This is a genomic window from Acinetobacter sp. YH12156 (assembly GCF_013418235.1).
GTDB lineage: Bacteria > Pseudomonadota > Gammaproteobacteria > Pseudomonadales > Moraxellaceae > Acinetobacter > Acinetobacter pseudolwoffii.
On sequence record NZ_VPCL01000008.1, the window covers coordinates 1 to 16245 of the forward strand.

Genomic DNA, 16245 nt, shown 5'->3' on the forward strand with positions numbered 1-16245 from the left:
AAAATGTATATCGTTGGCAGAAGAAATTATTTAGACCAGTTATCAAAAACTTCATTGATGACTTTATTCTCGATAAAAATCATCTGCTACCACAGAGAATCTATAAATAATAGTGCGTAAGTCCTAAATTTATAAAAAAATTACATGATTATGATTTTCCTTAGACTTTTTTCATTAATCAGTGTGTATAAAACGCATTAAACTTAATTTTTTTCTTCACAAATTATTTTACTTTAATTAAAAATATGTAGTAATTACCATTCATTAGCTCAACCACTTTTAAAGTGAACTAAAAATTCAGCCATCAAATATATACCGATTAAAAAAGCAATCAGTTAAAATAGGGCTTGAATTTTTTGATGGGGAAATTCCTCCGCATAACTGCATAGATCCATCAGCAAAATTGTCTGGTTGATTAAAATCAGAGTGATTGCATTTTGGCCGATAAGCGAATCATGCTGTCGAATGACAAACCATTGCGGAAAATGATTCCGCCTCAGAAATATACAATTAAGTATTAATTTTACACAAAATATTATTGCCTTTCATCCGATTTAAAATGGCCATTCTCTGTCCTGAATCAGCGCATATGCAGAACTGCTCGACTTCTGGGGTTATTAAGAAAAACTAAAAAGTGCAATCTCTTTAACATTTTTAAAATAAAGGTTGAAACATGCATAAACTTTTTCATAAAATGGACGGGCCCTAGAAAAATAAATACAAGGAACATTTCATGACTAAGAAATATGCAAAATTTTTACCGTGTACGGAAGAATTTAATTTAGAAAACTTTCCCTATTATTGGGTTACTCAGGTTCATGCTCAATATGTACTTAATGTCGATCACGCACTTAAAAAATATGGTGTCGACAATTCGCGCCGCCGTATCCTTCTTGCCTTAAAATCCAAACCGCGTGCGAGTGTATCCGACTTATCAGAGATGGTCGTATCTAAAATGTCGACCACCACTAAAATTGTTTATCGCTTAAAAGATGAGGGTCTGGTTGAGACTTATTCATGTGAAGATGATGCACGAATTACCCGGGTATTTTTGACCGAAAAAGGCATGCAAATGACACATAAGATCAATGATCTGACCAATATAGTACTAGAGCAGTCATTTGAAGGCTTGACGCCTTTGCAAATTGAAAAAACCATGGAAAGTTTACGTCATATTTTTAAAAACCTGGCTCGTTAAAAGTCCTACTTTTTATTTTTAAATAGACGCTGGCGAATTGGCATACTTTCAATAATAAATAATTCACCGGAGCTTTCTAAGAATCAAAAAAGTTCAGTTGTGGGCTGGCTTTTTTGATTTTTTCTTTGGGAACATGTGAACATTCAAACTCTTCTTCCGGAAAGCCGTGTACAAAACTTCGAATATCCGGATGACTCAGTGTCAGCCATTCTTGTAGTCGTTCATGTGGAATTACGATCACCGAACGTTTGATATTTCCAGGCTCATGAAATTCTTTCATCATCGGATGGTCAATGGCATCCATCGTAATCATGCTGGCAGATCGTACAATTTCCCCTTGTACTCGTGTAATCTCATATACTGCCGCAATAAAAGTCGCCTGACCATCTTGACGTCTTATACCCCAACGCTGTGGTTTATTGTCAAAATATTTGGACTCATAAAACTCGGCAACAGGAATGACCCCAAAATGACATTTGGCAGTGGCTTCAGCAAAGGTTGGCTTTTGCAATAAAGTTTCATTTCTGGCGTTATAGGTCTTGGTAGCTATACTTTTATCTTCTGCCCATTTTGGAATCAGGCCAAAATTTACCGACCGCCATTCCAGTCCTTGAGCTGAATGAAATAACAGCGGTGTAGCATAATTGGGATAGACCTCTTCCGGATATTCAAAAGGAATTTCGGGCAATCCCAGATTATGCAATTGTTCTAAGCTTAAAGGTTTAAAGTTGGCACACATGGCGGATTAATGTAAATCATTCGACCACTCGATTATAACCTGATGTCTGAGCCAAACCTGTAATATTGATATAGATTTGAGTATCATGAATTCGGTATAGTCAACCAGTGTGTCCGGGTAAATTCCTCAAAAATCCAGCGACCATTAAAACGTCCGAGTCCTGAGTTTTTCTCGCCGCCAAAGGGTGCATTAGACTGATCTGCAACACTGATCCCGTTAATATGGGTCATGCCAATATCCAGTTGTGCCGCAAAAGCGCTGCCGCGTTCGATATTTGATGTACAGACTGCACTGGACAAACCGAACTCTGTTGCATTGGCTAGATTTAAAGCATGGGCCTCATCACGTGCTTTTAAGATCGGTAAAATCGGACCGAAGCTTTCTTGTTGTGCTAAATCAGAATCGGCTGCGACGTTAATGAAAATATGCGGATAGACCAGATTTCCTTCAATTCCGCCCTCATATACCAGCTGTGCGCCCTGCTCGCTGCCTGTCTGAATGATCTGTTGATGCTTTTTGACCTGACTCCGATTAATGATCGGCCCGATGATGGTATCTTCCAGATTCGGATCGCCCACTGGAATCATTTTGACCCGATCCAGAAGCTTATCCACATAAGCATCATGAATAGATGCATCGATAACAACCCGATTGGTGCTCATGCAAATTTGTCCCTGATGCATAAAACGCCCCATCAAGGTCAGTTCAACCGCCAGATCAAGGTCGGCATCATCCAGAATCACCAAGGGTGCATTGCCGCCCAGTTCCAGTGCCAAACGTTTGATTCTGGAACTGGCCAGAGCTTTACTGCCGACACTTTTCCCCACTTCAGTCGAGCCGGTAAATGAAATCATTTTTGGCACTGAATGCTCGACAAAATAATCCCCGATTTCACTGCCAGCACCGGCAATAATATTCAATGCACCCGGAGGCAAACCGGCTTCTTCAAATAATTTCCCGATTAATGTACCGCCAGTCACCGGCGTATCACTGGCTGGTTTCAAGACAACCGTATTGCCACAGGCAATCGCTGTCGCCACTGAACGCAAGGACAGATGAAATGGAAAGTTCCATGGGCTGATGACTGCAATCACGCCTAAAGGTTTACGCAAGACCAAACTTTTCCGTACTGGATCTTTGCTTTCGAGCTGTTCAGTTTTCAGCTGATCTGGAAATGCCAGACTTTCGTGAATAATCCCCAAGGCAGCATCTACCTCAAGGCCGGCTTTAATGCGCGTACTGCCTGATTCAATAATCAGCCAGTCAATGATTTCTGCACGGCGCTGCTGAATAATATTAATTAAATTTTGCAATACTGTTTTACGGACTTCAATGGAATTCAAAACACCCTGTTGAAAAGCCTGTTCTGCTGCCGTATACGCACTGTCTACATCGACAGAGCTGGCAGCTGCAAGACTCATAATTTCGGTTTGGGTAAAAGGATTGATATTTTTTATGATTTTGGTTGAAGTTCCATGTTGCCACTGACCATGAATAAACTGCTGGTCTAAGTCCTGATATACCGTCATCATTTTATTGTTCCTCGCAAGCTTTGCTCCACTTTAAGAGTTCAACTGAAAAATTTCTAGTCAGAAAGACAGCCGCTTACCATTAGACAATAAAAAAGCCTCCGAAGAGGCTTTTTTAAGTTAGACGGGATTAGTCACCTGTATAACCTTTTAACTTTAAACGTGCTGCATGTAAAAGTGGCTCGGTATAACCTGATGGCTGTTCACCACCTTTAAAGATCAGGTCAGACGCTGCCTGGAATGCAATATTGTTGGCAAAGTCTGCAGACATTGGCGTATACAACGGATCATTGGCATTTTGCTGATCTACAATTTTCGCCATACGCTGCATCACTTCTTCTACTTGCTCACGGCTTACCACACCATGACGCAACCAGTTCGCCACGTGCTGTGAAGAAATACGTAGAGTCGCACGGTCTTCCATTAACCCGACATCGTTGATATCGAGTACTTTAGAACAACCTACACCTAAGTCTACCCAGCGAACCACATAACCCAAGATCCCCTGACAGTTATTTTCAAGTTCTTTGGTTTTCTCTTCTTCAGACCAGTTAGTGTCTGTTGCTAATGGTGGCGTTAACAAGTCATCTAGTGACAAGGCTTCAGTTGCCAATAACTCTTGCTGACGATCCGCAACATTAATCTGATGATAGTGAATCGCGTGAATTACCGCACCTGTTGGTGATGGCACCCATGCACAGCTCGCACCTGCTTCCGGATGTTCAGTTTTGGTTTTATACATGTCGAGCAACATATCTGGTTTTGGCCACATGCCTTTACCGATTTGCGCTTTGCCACGTAAACCTGCTTGCAGACCGATCATCACGTTACGGTTTTCATAAGCCGGGAACCAGATCTGACCTTTGACTTCGCCTTTACGTACGAATGGGCCTGCTTCCATAAAGGTATGGATTTCGTCACCGGTACGGTCCATGAAGCCTGTATTGATGAAAATAGTACGGTCTTTGGCTTGTGCAATACAGTTCTTCAGGTTTACAGAAGTACGGCGCTCTTCATCCATAATCCCGATTTTTAAAGTTTTTGCAGGCAAACCCAGTACCTGTTCCGCACGTTCAAACAATTCAACGGCAAATGCCACTTCTTCAGGACCATGCATTTTTGGTTTAACGATATACATTGAACCTTGACGCGAGTTCTTGATGGTATTTTCACCTTTGATGTCGGCAAAAGACAACAATGGTGTAATCAAGGCATCCATGATGCCCTCAAAAATCTCTGCACCATCGACCAAAATGGCAGGGTTTGTCATCAAATGACCGACATTACGCAGCAACATCAATGAACGACCATGAACCTTGGTTTCACCACCTTCCACATTTTTGAAAGTACGGTCTGCATTCAGTGTACGGGTAACTGTTTTACCATTTTTCTGAATGGACTCTTCTAAAGTGCCTTTCATCAGACCTAACCAGTTACGATAGCCTTCCACTTTTTCTTCAGCATCAACCGCTGCAATCGAGTCTTCCAAATCCTGAATGGTGGTAACTGCAGCTTCAAGAACTACGTCTTTTACGCCAGCGGCATCAGTCTGGCCAATCGGGCTCGTTGCATCAATTTGCACAATAACGTGCAGACCGTTATTTTTAAATACGATTTCAGTCGGTGCTGACGCTTCGCCATTGAAGCCAACAAATTTAGCGCTATCCGCAACAGTCGTTGTAGAACCATCTTTTAATGTTACAACCAGTGCGTTGCCATCAACTGCATATTGAGTTGCGTCTGCGTGTGAACCTTGTGCCAATGGGAAAGTTTCGTCAAGGAAGTTTTTCGCAAATGCGACAACTTTCTCACCACGTTTCGGGTTATAGCCTTTACCTTTTTCCGCGCCATCTTCTTCAGAGATCACATCGAAACCATAAAGTGCATCGTAGAGAGAACCCCAACGTGCGTTGGCTGCGTTGAGGCAGTAACGTGCATTACGTACCGGTACCACCAGCTGTGGGCCGGCCAATACGGCAATTTCTTCGTCTACATTTTCAGTGCTGATTTGAAAATCTTCTACTTCTGGTAACAAGTAGCCAATTTCAGTCAAGAAAGCTTTGTAAGCTTGTAATTCAAATGTGTTATTGCGGTGCCATTCATCGATTTTCGCTTGAATGTCATTACGCTTAGCCAAAAGTGCTTTATTTTTAGGGCTAAGATCAACAACGACTTGTTCAAAGTTTTTCCAGTAAGTTTCACTATCCAAACCAGAACCTGGTAGTGCTTCATTTTCGATAAAATCGTAAAGTTCTTTAGCAATCGCTAACTTGCCTTTTTGAATACGTGCAGTCATTGTCTTTCCTGATATTGCTACTTTTTATACAAGAGATTCTAGTATACCGATTAAAATCTAGCTGAATAGTATTATCAAATTGCTAAATACTGAGCATTTTTCATAATATGAGTACCCTCATAAACATATCAGACGTCGCTCAGCCGCATTGAGATATCATTCTGCTAAATACCCTAATGACAGTGTATAAAGTTTTCGAAATGTAGAAATTAGACTTAAGTTCAGATTTTCGAGTAAAAATTATGCATTCTAGTTATACACGATCATATTTAGATCAAGATTAAGCCATGTTTGGCCCTAATTGTCGATCATTTACCTGCTTATTTTTATAAAAAAGCGCCGGTCAATGACCAGCGCTTTTATTCTGCTTCCTACTCACTCGAGATAGTTTTCTGAATCTGACGATGTTCAGAATTCAGATATTCATCCGACTGCATTTCCAGCAAACGTGAACGCGTCCGTTCAATTTCAAAGACCAGTTTTTCACCCTGGTAAATATCAACAATATTGTCTTCCGAGGTCAATAACAGTTTGACACCACGGTCATAGAACTCATCGACCAGATAAATAAAACGGCGCGTCCCATCATTGAGGAAATCGGTCAGGTGCGGCACATTACTGACTAAAACCGTATTATAAATATTGGCAATTTCAATAAAGTCAGCCGGGCTACGTGGTTTCAGACACAGCTCAGAAAACTCGCACCACAATACATCTTCGGTATGTGACACAGTTTCCACAATACGGTTATTGATGATAATCGGCTCTTCAGAGCAGGTTTGCGTCTGAGTCAAAGCGCTGAAACGTTGCGCAATCCAGTTTTTATGATCATGGGTTAATGGGAATTTGAATAACTGCGCCTGTTTTAATACGCGTAAACGGTAATCGACGCCGGCATCGACGTTTAACACCACACAGTTTTTCTTGACCAGTTCAATCGTCGGCAGGAAACGGTCACGATGAATCCCGTTTTTATACAAACCATCTGGGGCAATGTTCGAAGTTGCAACCAAAGTAATCCCGCGTTCAAATAGTTTCTGGAACAGATCACTCAGAATCATGGCATCGGTGACATTGGATACAAAGAACTCATCGAAACAGATAATCACCGCGTCTTTATAAATCTGATCCGCGACCAGATCCAGCGGATTACGCTGCCCAGAGAGCTTATTTAATTCACGATGCACATGCTGCATAAAGTGGTGAAAATGCATCCGGGTTTTACGGCGAAATGGAATCGAATCATAAAACTGATCCATTAACCAGGTTTTGCCACGACCCACACCACCCCACATATACACGCCATTGGGAGAAGTCTGACGGCGAAAACGGCGAAAGGCTTTTTTCGAGGCCTTAAAACGCTGAATCAATTCCAGCCAGACACGATTCAGTTCATGTACTGCCATTGCCTGTGCATCATCAGGCATAAACTGTCCCGAAGATATTGCTTGTGCATAACGTTCTGCAGGAGAAATCAGACTAAAGGCGGTGCTGTGCTGTGAATTAAAATCGGACATAGAGTTTCGTACTATTTGGGATCAATTTAATTATAGCGGAGTTTAATCAACACACTATAACACTTTGGCATAAACAGGCTTAGGCTATTTTATATATTGCCGAGGACTTTGCCCAAACCAGCGTTTAAAGGCATGGTTAAAAGCGGCCGGCTCGGAATAGCCTAATAATTCTGCAATCATTTCAATCGAATACTGTTTATATTCAATCAGTCGCAAAGCCTTATCTTTAATAATTTCTTCGCGAATCTGCTTATAACTGGTATCACACTGCTGTAACTGATGCCGCAAGGTTCGTTCCGGAATATTTAGCGCCTGCGCAGTTTCGGCCATGCTCGGCATCAAACCACTTTGGATTTCCAGATAATCCTGAACACGCTGCACCACAATCGGCGTCTGCTCATCCTGTTGCAAACGTTCCATTTCAGCCAGACATTTGGCTTCATAGACAGCAAAAGTGACCGCATCCGCAGAGGGAATTTTAATATCCAGCACTGCTTCATCAAACCAGAATGCTGCCCGAGATGCATCAAACTGTACCTGTGTTCCATAATAATCATGGTAGACCTTTAAGGTATTCAGATCTTCTGGATGGGCAAATGGCAACTCGATCCGCAGATCCGGTTTGGATAAGCCCATCAATTTGTAAATTTCCCGGATAAACTTAAACGTTCCGGAAATCTCCGCCTGTGCCAGCAACATTCCCAAATGATCATCCTGCTGCTTTGCTCGATAACACAGCGCGCTATGATGCTCGCTTTGCTGCAAGGCCAACTGACCGGTCAAATGCGTCAACTGCTGAAAACGGATCACCTGATTCAGTGCATCACGTACCGTAGGACTGGTCACCAGCAACATGAGTAAGGGGCCATAACCTGCCAAAGCATAATGCTGGCCAATCAATAATCCCTGTTCAGGCTGAATTTCCTGCCCCACCACCTTGAGCACATCATGTTCCAGACTCGGATGGATCACCGAGCTTGGATCAAAGGCATCTACACGCAACCCAATGTTTTGCAGTTTCTGATCGACCTGCATGCCAGCCTTACGCATCCCTTGAATCAAATACATCAGACTGAGAACAGAACGTTTCATAACCATACAAATACAATGTGCTTGCACTAGTTGTACTATAAAAATAATGTGTCGGCTATTGCCGTTTAGATCAATTTTATGTCTAATCGTTTAGGAGCAAATTACGATAAATATCCAACATTAAAATAAACAAGGAATGTACGAATGCTAGATCATGCCACTGTCACACGCTCCCACGCTCATACCAAAGTTGCCATTATTGGCGCCGGTTTTGGCGGTATTGCCATGGCAATACGTTTACAGCAGCAAGGCATCCATGATTTTATTCTGCTGGAAAAAGGCAATGAATTTGGTGGAACCTGGCGAGACAACCAGTACCCTGGCGCAGCCTGTGATGTGCAGTCACATTTATATTCCCTGTCATTTGCGCCGAAAAGCAACTGGTCAAAACGCTATGCCGAAGCACCCGAGATATTTTCCTATATTCAGGATCTGGTAAACGATTATAAGCTACGTGCTTTCTGCCGCTTAAATACTGAAGTCCTTTCAGCGCATTACCAGGCAGAGCGCTGTCTGTGGCAATTGCAGTTACAAGATCAAAGTATCCTGGAAGCCCAATTTGTCATATTTGCTTCAGGGCCTTTGCACATTCCCCAGATTCCACCTATCCCCGGTATTGAGAAGTTTCAAGGGAAAGTCTTTCATTCTGCACAATGGGATCATACTTATGATTTAAATGGCAAAAATGTCGCATCGATTGGCACAGGTGGCAGCGCCATTCAATATGTTCCGGAAATTGCCCCACAATGCAAACAACTCTATGTCATGCAACGTACTGCAGCCTGGATCATTCCTCGCGATGAACGTGTCTATCACCCTCTCGAAAAGACACTATTTGAAAAATATGACTGGTTCCGAAAACTGCACCGTGCCCGCTTATATTGGTCAAATGAATCGCGGGTCATCCCCATCGTTAAACCCGGAATCATGAAATACACCCAGAAACTGGCAGAACTGTTCATCAAATACCAGATTAAAGATCCTGAGTTAGCTCAAAAACTCACTCCGGATTACATCATGGGTTGTAAACGAATTCTGGTTTCTAATAGCTATTTCCCGACTTTTAACCGCAGGAATGTAGAACTGGTGACTGAAAAGATTCAGGAACTCACTGAAAATAGCATCATTACCCAAGATGGTCAGGAACGGCCAATTGACTGTCTGATTTATGGCACCGGGTTCATTACCGATCCACGCATCTATATGAAGAATTTTCAATGTACTGGGCTGGATAATCTACAGCTCAATGAGGTCTGGAAACAGGGGGCTGAAAGTTATTATGGAATTTGCATGAAAGGTTTCCCAAACCTGTTTCAATTACTGGGCCCAAATACCCTATTGGCACACAACTCTGTGATTTTTATGATTGAGGCACAAGTTGACTATATCTTGCAGCTCATGCAGCGAGTCGATCAATCACATAGCGATGCCATTATGGTCAAAGAGCAGGCGCAAGATACATTTAATCAGCAGGTGCAACATATGTTTGAACAGACCGTATGGCAATCTGGCTGTGTCAGCTGGTATCAGCAGGAAGGTGGCAAGAATTTTGCCCTATGGCCGACTTATACCTGGAAATACTGGCTGAAAACCAAGAAACCCAATACCGCAGATTATCGATTATTCAATAAAGTTAGCTAAAAGCTTTTCACCATCTAGCATCAAGCGATGGCATAATTTAAAGATAATTTTTTCAATCTATTAAACTTATGCAATCGCTTTGGCTCATCTTTCAGCTTCTTCTCTGTTTGGCACTCGGTTTTGCTTTGGCGAAACGGATTCCAGTATCGATGATCAAAATCTGTTTCAAGCTCTTACCTTATTTTAGCTATGTGTTACTGATTGCGATTTCCTTTGAATTCTCACAGCTTGTGGATGAATTACAGCATCCCCTACAGATTCTGAGTACATCCATCAGCATTGCCTTTCTGACATCACTCGGTGCTTTTGCTATTTGCTATTTGCTGTTCAAGTGGGCTGGTTTTCTTCCCAGTTCAGGCAGAGTATCCCTTGATCTGGTAATTAAATCCTTAGTGAATATGAGTTATGCTTTTTTGGCACTCGCAGGCGGATACTTTTTACATGCTGGCTTGAGTCTGTTTGATCTGTCCTTACACATTAGCACCTGGCATTTGTTACTGGTATTTATGTTTTTCATTGGTTTAGATCTGGCTTATTCGCCACTGGATCGTTCTTGGTTAAATATCAAAATTCTTCTGGTTCCGATCGGTTGTATCTTCGGTTCATTATTCGCAGTTATGCTCTATTCATTCTGGAACACACAGATTGGCCTGAAAGATTTGATCATGCTGTCACAAGGCTATGGATTTTACTCAATGTCAGGCGTTGTCGTGACCGAGCTTCGAAATGCAGAACTCGGCAGCATTGCACTAATGAATGACCTGTTTAGAGAAATTTTTGCCATCTTACTGATGTATTGTATGGGCTGGAGATACCCGAGATCTGCCATTTCCGCAGCAGGTGCAACTGCAATGGATGTGACTTTACCGATGGTTAAGCAGGCTTGCGGTCACGATTTTATTCCGCATGCTATGGTCAGTGGATTTATTTTGTCACTGTTAGCACCAGTCATGGTGAGTGTACTGGCAGCGATTTAATTGCTTTATTGCTTTCTCAATCTCCCTAAATCTCTCTTTTCTAAAGAGGAACTCTCCTTCCTGACTAAGTTCTAAAGCAGGATTTTAAAACGAAGCACAAGCAAGAAGGGCTGACTAAAAACTTAAATCAATATCACTTAAGGCATCGCCTACTGTTTCAATAACATCCGAAGCAAGGCTGATGGCATCAGATGCCAAACTGACCACATCGATCCCTGCTGTCCAATCTGCTGAGCTTCCCTGCTGTTGTTGCTGTTCTTGTTGCTTAAGCTGTTCCGCCTGTTGAACATTTTGAATCACGTCATTCTGTTCTTTTTCTAATTGTGGTTCAGATGAAGTCATCATTTTTCCTTTTTATTTTATAACCATTTTTTTCAATATATAAAAAAAGCCTTTCGACTGAAATAATGCCAGTCAGTTAAGGAATTGATTAGCATTTTCTTTTTCAAATTCATGATTATATCTGATAGATAGAAAAGTCATCCGCAACTGTTTGAGGCAGGACTACATTTAAAAATGATTGTTTCTGCGACAAATTTACTAGTCGATGGTGGCTGACGAGTTTTGCGGATGACAAATGCCTTTGGTTACTTTGGGCGAAACCAAAGTAACAAATAATTTACAAGAATTTGATTTATAACATTAATACTCCGACGTGAATGACTAAAAAATTAAAGAGTCTATTTCTAAACTCCTTAACTGATCAGCATTATTTCGACTGAAAGGCTTTTTGTCATTCAAACCATATTAAAGCGTTGCCAAAATATCTTTTAAAGTCTGACGCATATTCTTAGACTGGGTAATGGGACGGCCAATCACCAGATGAGTCGAACCATCCAGCATCGCCTGTTTCGGTGTCACAATACGCTTCTGATCATCGGCATTTGAGCCTTCAGGACGAATACCGGGTGTTACCAAAGCAAAGTCTTGGCCTAATGTTTCACGTAACATTTTTGCTTCTTGAGCTGAACACACCACCCCGTCCAGGCCACTGTTTTTGGTCAGTTGAGCCAGACGCTTGACATGCTCATTTGGCTCAATATCCAGACCAATATCTTTGAGGTCTTCACGACCCATTGAAGTCAGCACTGTCACAGCAATGAGTTGAGTTTTATAGTTGCCTGCTTGTAAACGCTCCACACAGGTTTCCATCATTTTTCGGCCACCAGATGCATGTACATTCACCATCCATACACCCAAATCAGCTGCCGCGCAGACTGCCTGTGCAGTCGTATTTGGAATATCATGAAATTTCAGATCCAGAAATACATCAAAACCTTTGTCTTGAAGTGCTCTGACAATGATTGGACCTTCATGGGTAAATAACTCTTTGCCCACTTTTAGTCGACACAAGGCAGGATCTAGCTGTTCTGCAATGGCTAAGGCATCAAATTGGCTTTTGGCATCTAGTGCAACAATGATACTCAAGAGATTATCCCTTCAAATAGGCAAAAAATAAGCCCATTATAATGGGCTTTGATTTTCATTGGTAATATCTAATACAGTTTTTTCATGCCGGGTATGGACTGCTGCTTCAGCGGCCATTAACTTGGCTGTATTCAACTGTTCCTTACGCAGATGTTCAATGTCTTTACGCAGTCGCTTGATTTCCCAATTGGTCTGGAAAACCCGGAAGATTTGAACGCCCAATAACAGGCCTAAAACGACGCCTAGAGATAGGGTAAGGAGCAGCAATAATCCTAGACGCATTGCAGGAACTTGAGTAAATAACAAGTCCACGGACAATTCGGTACCATTTTGCAAAACCAAAGCCAATGAATAGCCAAACAGCACCAATAAAAGAACGACCAGAACGTAACGCATGAACACCCCGTAAATATTTACAATTATTTATTTGCAGATTCGTTTACAGCATCCCGAAGGGCCTTACCTGGCTTAAAGTGCGGAACTGCTTTTGCAGCCACTTCTACAGATTTACCAGTTTTAGGGTTACGACCCACGCGTGGCTCACGATGATGCAATGCAAAACTACCAAATCCGCGAATCTCGATACGATTGTCAGATGATAAAGCTTCTATCATTTGATCAATCATAATTTTAACCGCTTCTTCCACTAAAGGCTCGGCCAAATGCGGATTTTTTAATGCAATGCGCTCTATTAAGTCAGACTTATTAAGTGCTTCAGTAGTCATCTGCGACCTCTTTAATTATCAAGCTACTTGGGATCTATTTCCCGATAATAACCTGTTTAAATACAAAACGGTAGCGCAATAATTAAATACTACGCTACCGTTTACAGTATTTGTATAAAAAGTATTAGTTAACTTACATTAACAATACAATTCAAACGTCTACTTAGTTGCCCATTTGAGCTTTGATCAGGTCACCAATCGTCTTAGGACCATTGTCTTGACCAGCAGCTGGCGCTGTTTTCAAGTTAGCAACTGCTTCTTTCTCTTCAGCTTCGTCTTTCGCTTTGATAGACAAGTTGATTGCGCGAGATTTACGATCAACGTTGATGATCTTCGCTTCTACTTCTTGACCAACTTCAAGGAACTTAGTTGCATCTTCAACGCGATCGCGGTTGATTTCAGATGCTTTCAGAGTCGCTTCAACTTCGTCAGCCAACTTAACAGTCGCGCCTTTCGCATCAACTGCAGTTACAGTACCTTTAACCAACGCACCGCGTTCGTTAGCAGCAAGGAAGTCATTGAACGGATCGTTGTTCATTTGCTTGATGCCAAGGCTGATACGGTTGCCTTCAGCGTCTACAGAAAGGATAACCGCTTCAACAGTGTCGCCTTTCTTGTAACGACGAATCGCTTCTTCACCTTGTTCGTTCCAAGAAATATCAGACAAGTGAACTAGACCGTCGATACCGCCTGGTAAACCGATGAAGATACCAAAGTCAGTGATAGATTTGATCGTACCAGAAACTTTTTCGCCTTTGTCGTGGTCTTTAGCAAACTCTTCCCATGGGTTAGCACGAGTTTGTTTGATACCAAGAGAAATACGACGACGCTCTTCATCAACCTCAAGAACCATAACATCAACTTCATCACCGATCTGAACAACTTTAGATGGGTGGATGTTTTTGTTCGTGTGATCCATTTCTGAAACGTGTACTAAACCTTCAACGCCTTCAGCGATTTCAGCGAAACAACCGTAGTCAGTCAGGTTAGTTACGCGCGCTTTAACGATTGAACCTTTAGGGTAACGGTTCATGATCGCTAACCATGGATCTTCGCCAAGTTGTTTAAGACCTAGAGAAACACGGTTACGCTCGCGGTCGAACTTAAGTACTTTAACAGTAACTTCTTGACCCACTTCAACAACTTCTGAAGGATGCTTGATGCGTTTCCAAGCCATATCAGTGATGTGAAGAAGACCGTCAATACCGCCAAGGTCAACGAATGCACCGTAGTCAGTAAGGTTTTTGATCGTACCAGTAACAGTTTGACCTTCTTCAAGCTGAGCAAGAAGAGCTTCACGGTCAGCTGAAGATTCAGCTTCCATAACAGCACGACGTGAAACAACAACGTTGTTACGTTTAGCGTCAAGTTTGATTACTTTAAATTCTAACTCTTTGCCTTCTAGGTGAGTCGTATCACGAATAGGACGAGTATCAACTAAAGAACCTGGAAGGAACGCACGTACTGGACCGATGTCAACAGTGAAACCGCCTTTAACTTTACCAGAGATAACACCAGTAACGATTTCGCCGTCTTCAAAGATTTTTTCAAGTTTAGTCCAAGTCTCAGCGCGTTTAGCTTTTTCGCGAGAAAGAACAGTTTGACCCATACCGTTGTCAAGCGCTTCAACAACTACGTCTACAGTGTCGCCAACTTGAACTTCAAGTTCGCGCTGTTCATTTAAGAACTCAGCACGGTCAACAACGCCTTCAGATTTAAGGCCAGTGTCAACAGTTACCCAATCAGAGTCAATGCTTACTACAACGCCCTGGATAACTGCACCCTTTTCAACGTTGAGGTTTAATTCACTTGCTTCAAAGAGGGCTGCAAAAGATTCGGTCATGATATTTCCGATAAAGTCAGCGGTCTTGGATCAGACAAGGCCGGTTTAATTAAGCATCTACATAGTCCATATAAAACTGATCAAGCTATGCGTTTGCTGATAAAATCAGGTTAATTGGCTAACTGCTGGTCCACATAAGTGGTCATCAACTGGAATACCTCATCAATGTTCAAATTTGAACTATCGATAATGTAAGCATCATCGGCAGGCTTGAGTGGAGCGACAGTGCGTTCCATATCTCGTTTATCACGCGCGATGATATTAGCTAAAATATCGTTTATTTTAACATCCAGCCCCATACCCTGCAACTGCTTTACACGTCTTTGCGCGCGCGATTCAGCCGATGCAGTCAAATATATTTTAGCCTGAGCTTGCGGGAAGATACTTGTGGCCATATCGCGGCCATCTGCCACCAGACCAGGTGCCTGTGCAAAAGCATGTTGACGTGAAACCATTGCCATTCTAAGCTCAGGAATTGCAGCAACTTTTGAAGCAAATTCTCCGACGCGTTCAGTTCGAATGGTCTGGGAAACATCTTCGCCATCCAAGTACACCTGCACTCCGGTTTCGCTACTGACAAACTGGATATCCAGATTTGTTGCGATTTGTACGCATTCTGGCAACTTAATGTCCATTGAATCCAGTAAATCATGGTGATGCAATGACAAACCCAAAAGCCGGTAGAGCGCGCCAGAATCCAATAAGTGAAACTGATAATGTGCAGCCAGTTTTGCTGCCAACGTACCTTTGCCAGACCCACTTGGACCATCAATGGTAATAATTTGAACTGTCATTGCTTTCCCGTTGTTGTTTAAACAGATTTTGCGAGTTTCGTCAGGCCTAGTTTAATCGCTGCCTGTAACTGTGCAAGAATTAATTTACTCACAAAAGGCGCACGCGCCTGTAATTCAATCGTATAGGTGACCAGGGTTTTATCATCGGCCAGCGCTTCAAATTCGATAATCCCCAGATGATGCTTGATCAATGGATTTTTAATAATCTGATATTCAATACGAGCATTCGGCTCAAACAATGTAATCTTTTCTTTCAGCGGCTTGAGCGGACCCACACCCATAGCACGCACCGAACCTAGTCCATCCGGATGTTCAGCATCTGCAGAATCCTTGATTCGTTGCACCTGCATCGGCGCAAAGGCAATATTATAGGTGGCATGCTTAGACATTAAATCAAAGACTTTATCAATCGATGCCGGAAATTCTTTTTTTACTTGAATGCTATGCATTATTTTTCCTGAAATTA

General features: G+C 42.1%; 15 protein-coding genes and 1 pseudogene. 4 read left to right on the forward strand and 12 right to left on the reverse strand.

The window, feature by feature from the left end; genetic code table 11:
* Together FTU87_RS08240 and FTU87_RS08245 are read left to right on the forward strand one after the other, a co-directional pair.
* Positions 1 to 110 (forward strand): annotated as a pseudogene (locus FTU87_RS08240) (IS701 family transposase); the annotation flags it as partial.
* Between the two features lie 623 nt (positions 111 to 733).
* Positions 734 to 1198 carry a MarR family winged helix-turn-helix transcriptional regulator gene (locus FTU87_RS08245; RefSeq protein ID WP_074383241.1) on the forward strand — a complete coding sequence of 155 codons (465 nt, stop codon included), beginning with the start codon at positions 734 to 736 and terminating at the stop codon, positions 1196 to 1198.
* 76 nt (positions 1199 to 1274) lie between these two features.
* Here the strand turns inward: FTU87_RS08245 and FTU87_RS08250 are convergent, their stop codons facing one another.
* The 5 genes from FTU87_RS08250 to FTU87_RS08270 all read right to left on the reverse strand — a co-directional run bounded on the left by FTU87_RS08250 (position 1275) and on the right by FTU87_RS08270 (position 8371).
* Complete coding sequence (locus tag FTU87_RS08250) at positions 1275 to 1937, reverse strand: SOS response-associated peptidase family protein (RefSeq protein ID WP_005097295.1); 663 nt, start codon at positions 1935 to 1937, stop codon at positions 1275 to 1277.
* 83 nt (positions 1938 to 2020) lie between these two features.
* Entirely contained in the window at positions 2021 to 3469 is a 1449-nt protein-coding gene (locus FTU87_RS08255; RefSeq protein WP_100329611.1) for an aldehyde dehydrogenase family protein, read from the reverse strand.
* A gap of 127 nt (positions 3470 to 3596) precedes the next feature.
* A complete protein-coding gene (locus FTU87_RS08260) occupies positions 3597 to 5762 on the reverse strand; it encodes a malate synthase G (protein ID WP_159516017.1) in 2166 nt (721 codons plus the stop codon).
* Between the two features lie 371 nt (positions 5763 to 6133).
* Positions 6134 to 7279 (reverse strand): cell division protein ZapE, encoded by a 1146-nt coding sequence (zapE, locus tag FTU87_RS08265; protein ID WP_180096970.1) that lies wholly within the window; start codon positions 7277 to 7279, stop codon positions 6134 to 6136.
* A gap of 84 nt (positions 7280 to 7363) precedes the next feature.
* Complete coding sequence (locus tag FTU87_RS08270; RefSeq protein WP_180096971.1) at positions 7364 to 8371, reverse strand: AraC family transcriptional regulator; 1008 nt, start codon at positions 8369 to 8371, stop codon at positions 7364 to 7366.
* A 144-nt stretch (positions 8372 to 8515) separates the two neighbouring features.
* Here FTU87_RS08270 and FTU87_RS08275 point away from each other — a divergent pair, with 144 nt between their 5' ends.
* Positions 8516 to 10012 carry an NAD(P)/FAD-dependent oxidoreductase gene (locus FTU87_RS08275; RefSeq protein ID WP_180096972.1) on the forward strand — a complete coding sequence of 499 codons (1497 nt, stop codon included), beginning with the start codon at positions 8516 to 8518 and terminating at the stop codon, positions 10010 to 10012.
* 68 nt (positions 10013 to 10080) lie between these two features.
* Positions 10081 to 10989 (forward strand): lysine exporter LysO family protein, encoded by a 909-nt coding sequence (locus tag FTU87_RS08280; RefSeq protein WP_005170429.1) that lies wholly within the window; start codon positions 10081 to 10083, stop codon positions 10987 to 10989.
* A gap of 114 nt (positions 10990 to 11103) precedes the next feature.
* Here the strand turns inward: FTU87_RS08280 and FTU87_RS08285 are convergent, their stop codons facing one another.
* The 7 genes from FTU87_RS08285 to FTU87_RS08315 all read right to left on the reverse strand — a co-directional run bounded on the left by FTU87_RS08285 (position 11104) and on the right by FTU87_RS08315 (position 16228).
* Complete coding sequence (locus FTU87_RS08285; protein WP_180096973.1) at positions 11104 to 11331, reverse strand: hypothetical protein; 228 nt, start codon at positions 11329 to 11331, stop codon at positions 11104 to 11106.
* Positions 11332 to 11736: 405 nt separating this feature from the next.
* Positions 11737 to 12417: an orotidine-5'-phosphate decarboxylase gene (pyrF, locus tag FTU87_RS08290; protein WP_005097309.1), complete on the reverse strand. Its 681-nt coding sequence runs from the start codon at positions 12415 to 12417 to the stop codon at positions 11737 to 11739.
* Positions 12418 to 12453: 36 nt separating this feature from the next.
* Entirely contained in the window at positions 12454 to 12813 is a 360-nt protein-coding gene (locus FTU87_RS08295; RefSeq protein WP_100355368.1) for a lipopolysaccharide assembly protein LapA domain-containing protein, read from the reverse strand.
* 23 nt (positions 12814 to 12836) lie between these two features.
* On the reverse strand, positions 12837 to 13142 hold the full coding sequence (locus tag FTU87_RS08300) for an integration host factor subunit beta (protein ID WP_005097312.1): 306 nt from the start codon (positions 13140 to 13142) through the stop codon (positions 12837 to 12839).
* A gap of 163 nt (positions 13143 to 13305) precedes the next feature.
* Positions 13306 to 14985, reverse strand: coding sequence for a 30S ribosomal protein S1 (rpsA, locus tag FTU87_RS08305; RefSeq protein WP_005097313.1), 1680 nt, complete (start codon positions 14983 to 14985; stop codon positions 13306 to 13308).
* A gap of 110 nt (positions 14986 to 15095) precedes the next feature.
* Positions 15096 to 15779 (reverse strand): (d)CMP kinase, encoded by a 684-nt coding sequence (gene cmk, locus FTU87_RS08310; RefSeq protein WP_005097314.1) that lies wholly within the window; start codon positions 15777 to 15779, stop codon positions 15096 to 15098.
* 17 nt (positions 15780 to 15796) lie between these two features.
* The gene (locus FTU87_RS08315; RefSeq protein ID WP_180096974.1) at positions 15797 to 16228 is read right to left on the reverse strand and encodes an SRPBCC family protein; all 432 of its coding nucleotides are present in this window, start codon (positions 16226 to 16228) and stop codon (positions 15797 to 15799) included.
* Positions 16229 to 16245 lie beyond the last annotated feature (17 nt).

Coding starts and splice junctions, on each gene's coding strand:
- FTU87_RS08295 (WP_100355368.1), bottom strand. CDS start 12,813: ATGCGTTACGTTCTGGTCGTTCTTTTATTGGTGCTGTTTGGCTATTCA.
- FTU87_RS08280 (WP_005170429.1), top strand. CDS start 10,081: ATGCAATCGCTTTGGCTCATCTTTCAGCTTCTTCTCTGTTTGGCACTC.
- FTU87_RS08260 (WP_159516017.1), bottom strand. CDS start 5,762: ATGACTGCACGTATTCAAAAAGGCAAGTTAGCGATTGCTAAAGAACTT.
- FTU87_RS08255 (WP_100329611.1), bottom strand. CDS start 3,469: ATGATGACGGTATATCAGGACTTAGACCAGCAGTTTATTCATGGTCAG.
- FTU87_RS08285 (WP_180096973.1), bottom strand. CDS start 11,331: ATGACTTCATCTGAACCACAATTAGAAAAAGAACAGAATGACGTGATT.
- rpsA (WP_005097313.1), bottom strand. CDS start 14,985: ATGACCGAATCTTTTGCAGCCCTCTTTGAAGCAAGTGAATTAAACCTC.
- FTU87_RS08270 (WP_180096971.1), bottom strand. CDS start 8,371: ATGAAACGTTCTGTTCTCAGTCTGATGTATTTGATTCAAGGGATGCGT.
- cmk (WP_005097314.1), bottom strand. CDS start 15,779: ATGACAGTTCAAATTATTACCATTGATGGTCCAAGTGGGTCTGGCAAA.
- FTU87_RS08300 (WP_005097312.1), bottom strand. CDS start 13,142: ATGACTACTGAAGCACTTAATAAGTCTGACTTAATAGAGCGCATTGCA.
- FTU87_RS08245 (WP_074383241.1), top strand. CDS start 734: ATGACTAAGAAATATGCAAAATTTTTACCGTGTACGGAAGAATTTAAT.
- FTU87_RS08275 (WP_180096972.1), top strand. CDS start 8,516: ATGCTAGATCATGCCACTGTCACACGCTCCCACGCTCATACCAAAGTT.
- FTU87_RS08315 (WP_180096974.1), bottom strand. CDS start 16,228: ATGCATAGCATTCAAGTAAAAAAAGAATTTCCGGCATCGATTGATAAA.
- zapE (WP_180096970.1), bottom strand. CDS start 7,279: ATGTCCGATTTTAATTCACAGCACAGCACCGCCTTTAGTCTGATTTCT.
- FTU87_RS08250 (WP_005097295.1), bottom strand. CDS start 1,937: ATGTGTGCCAACTTTAAACCTTTAAGCTTAGAACAATTGCATAATCTG.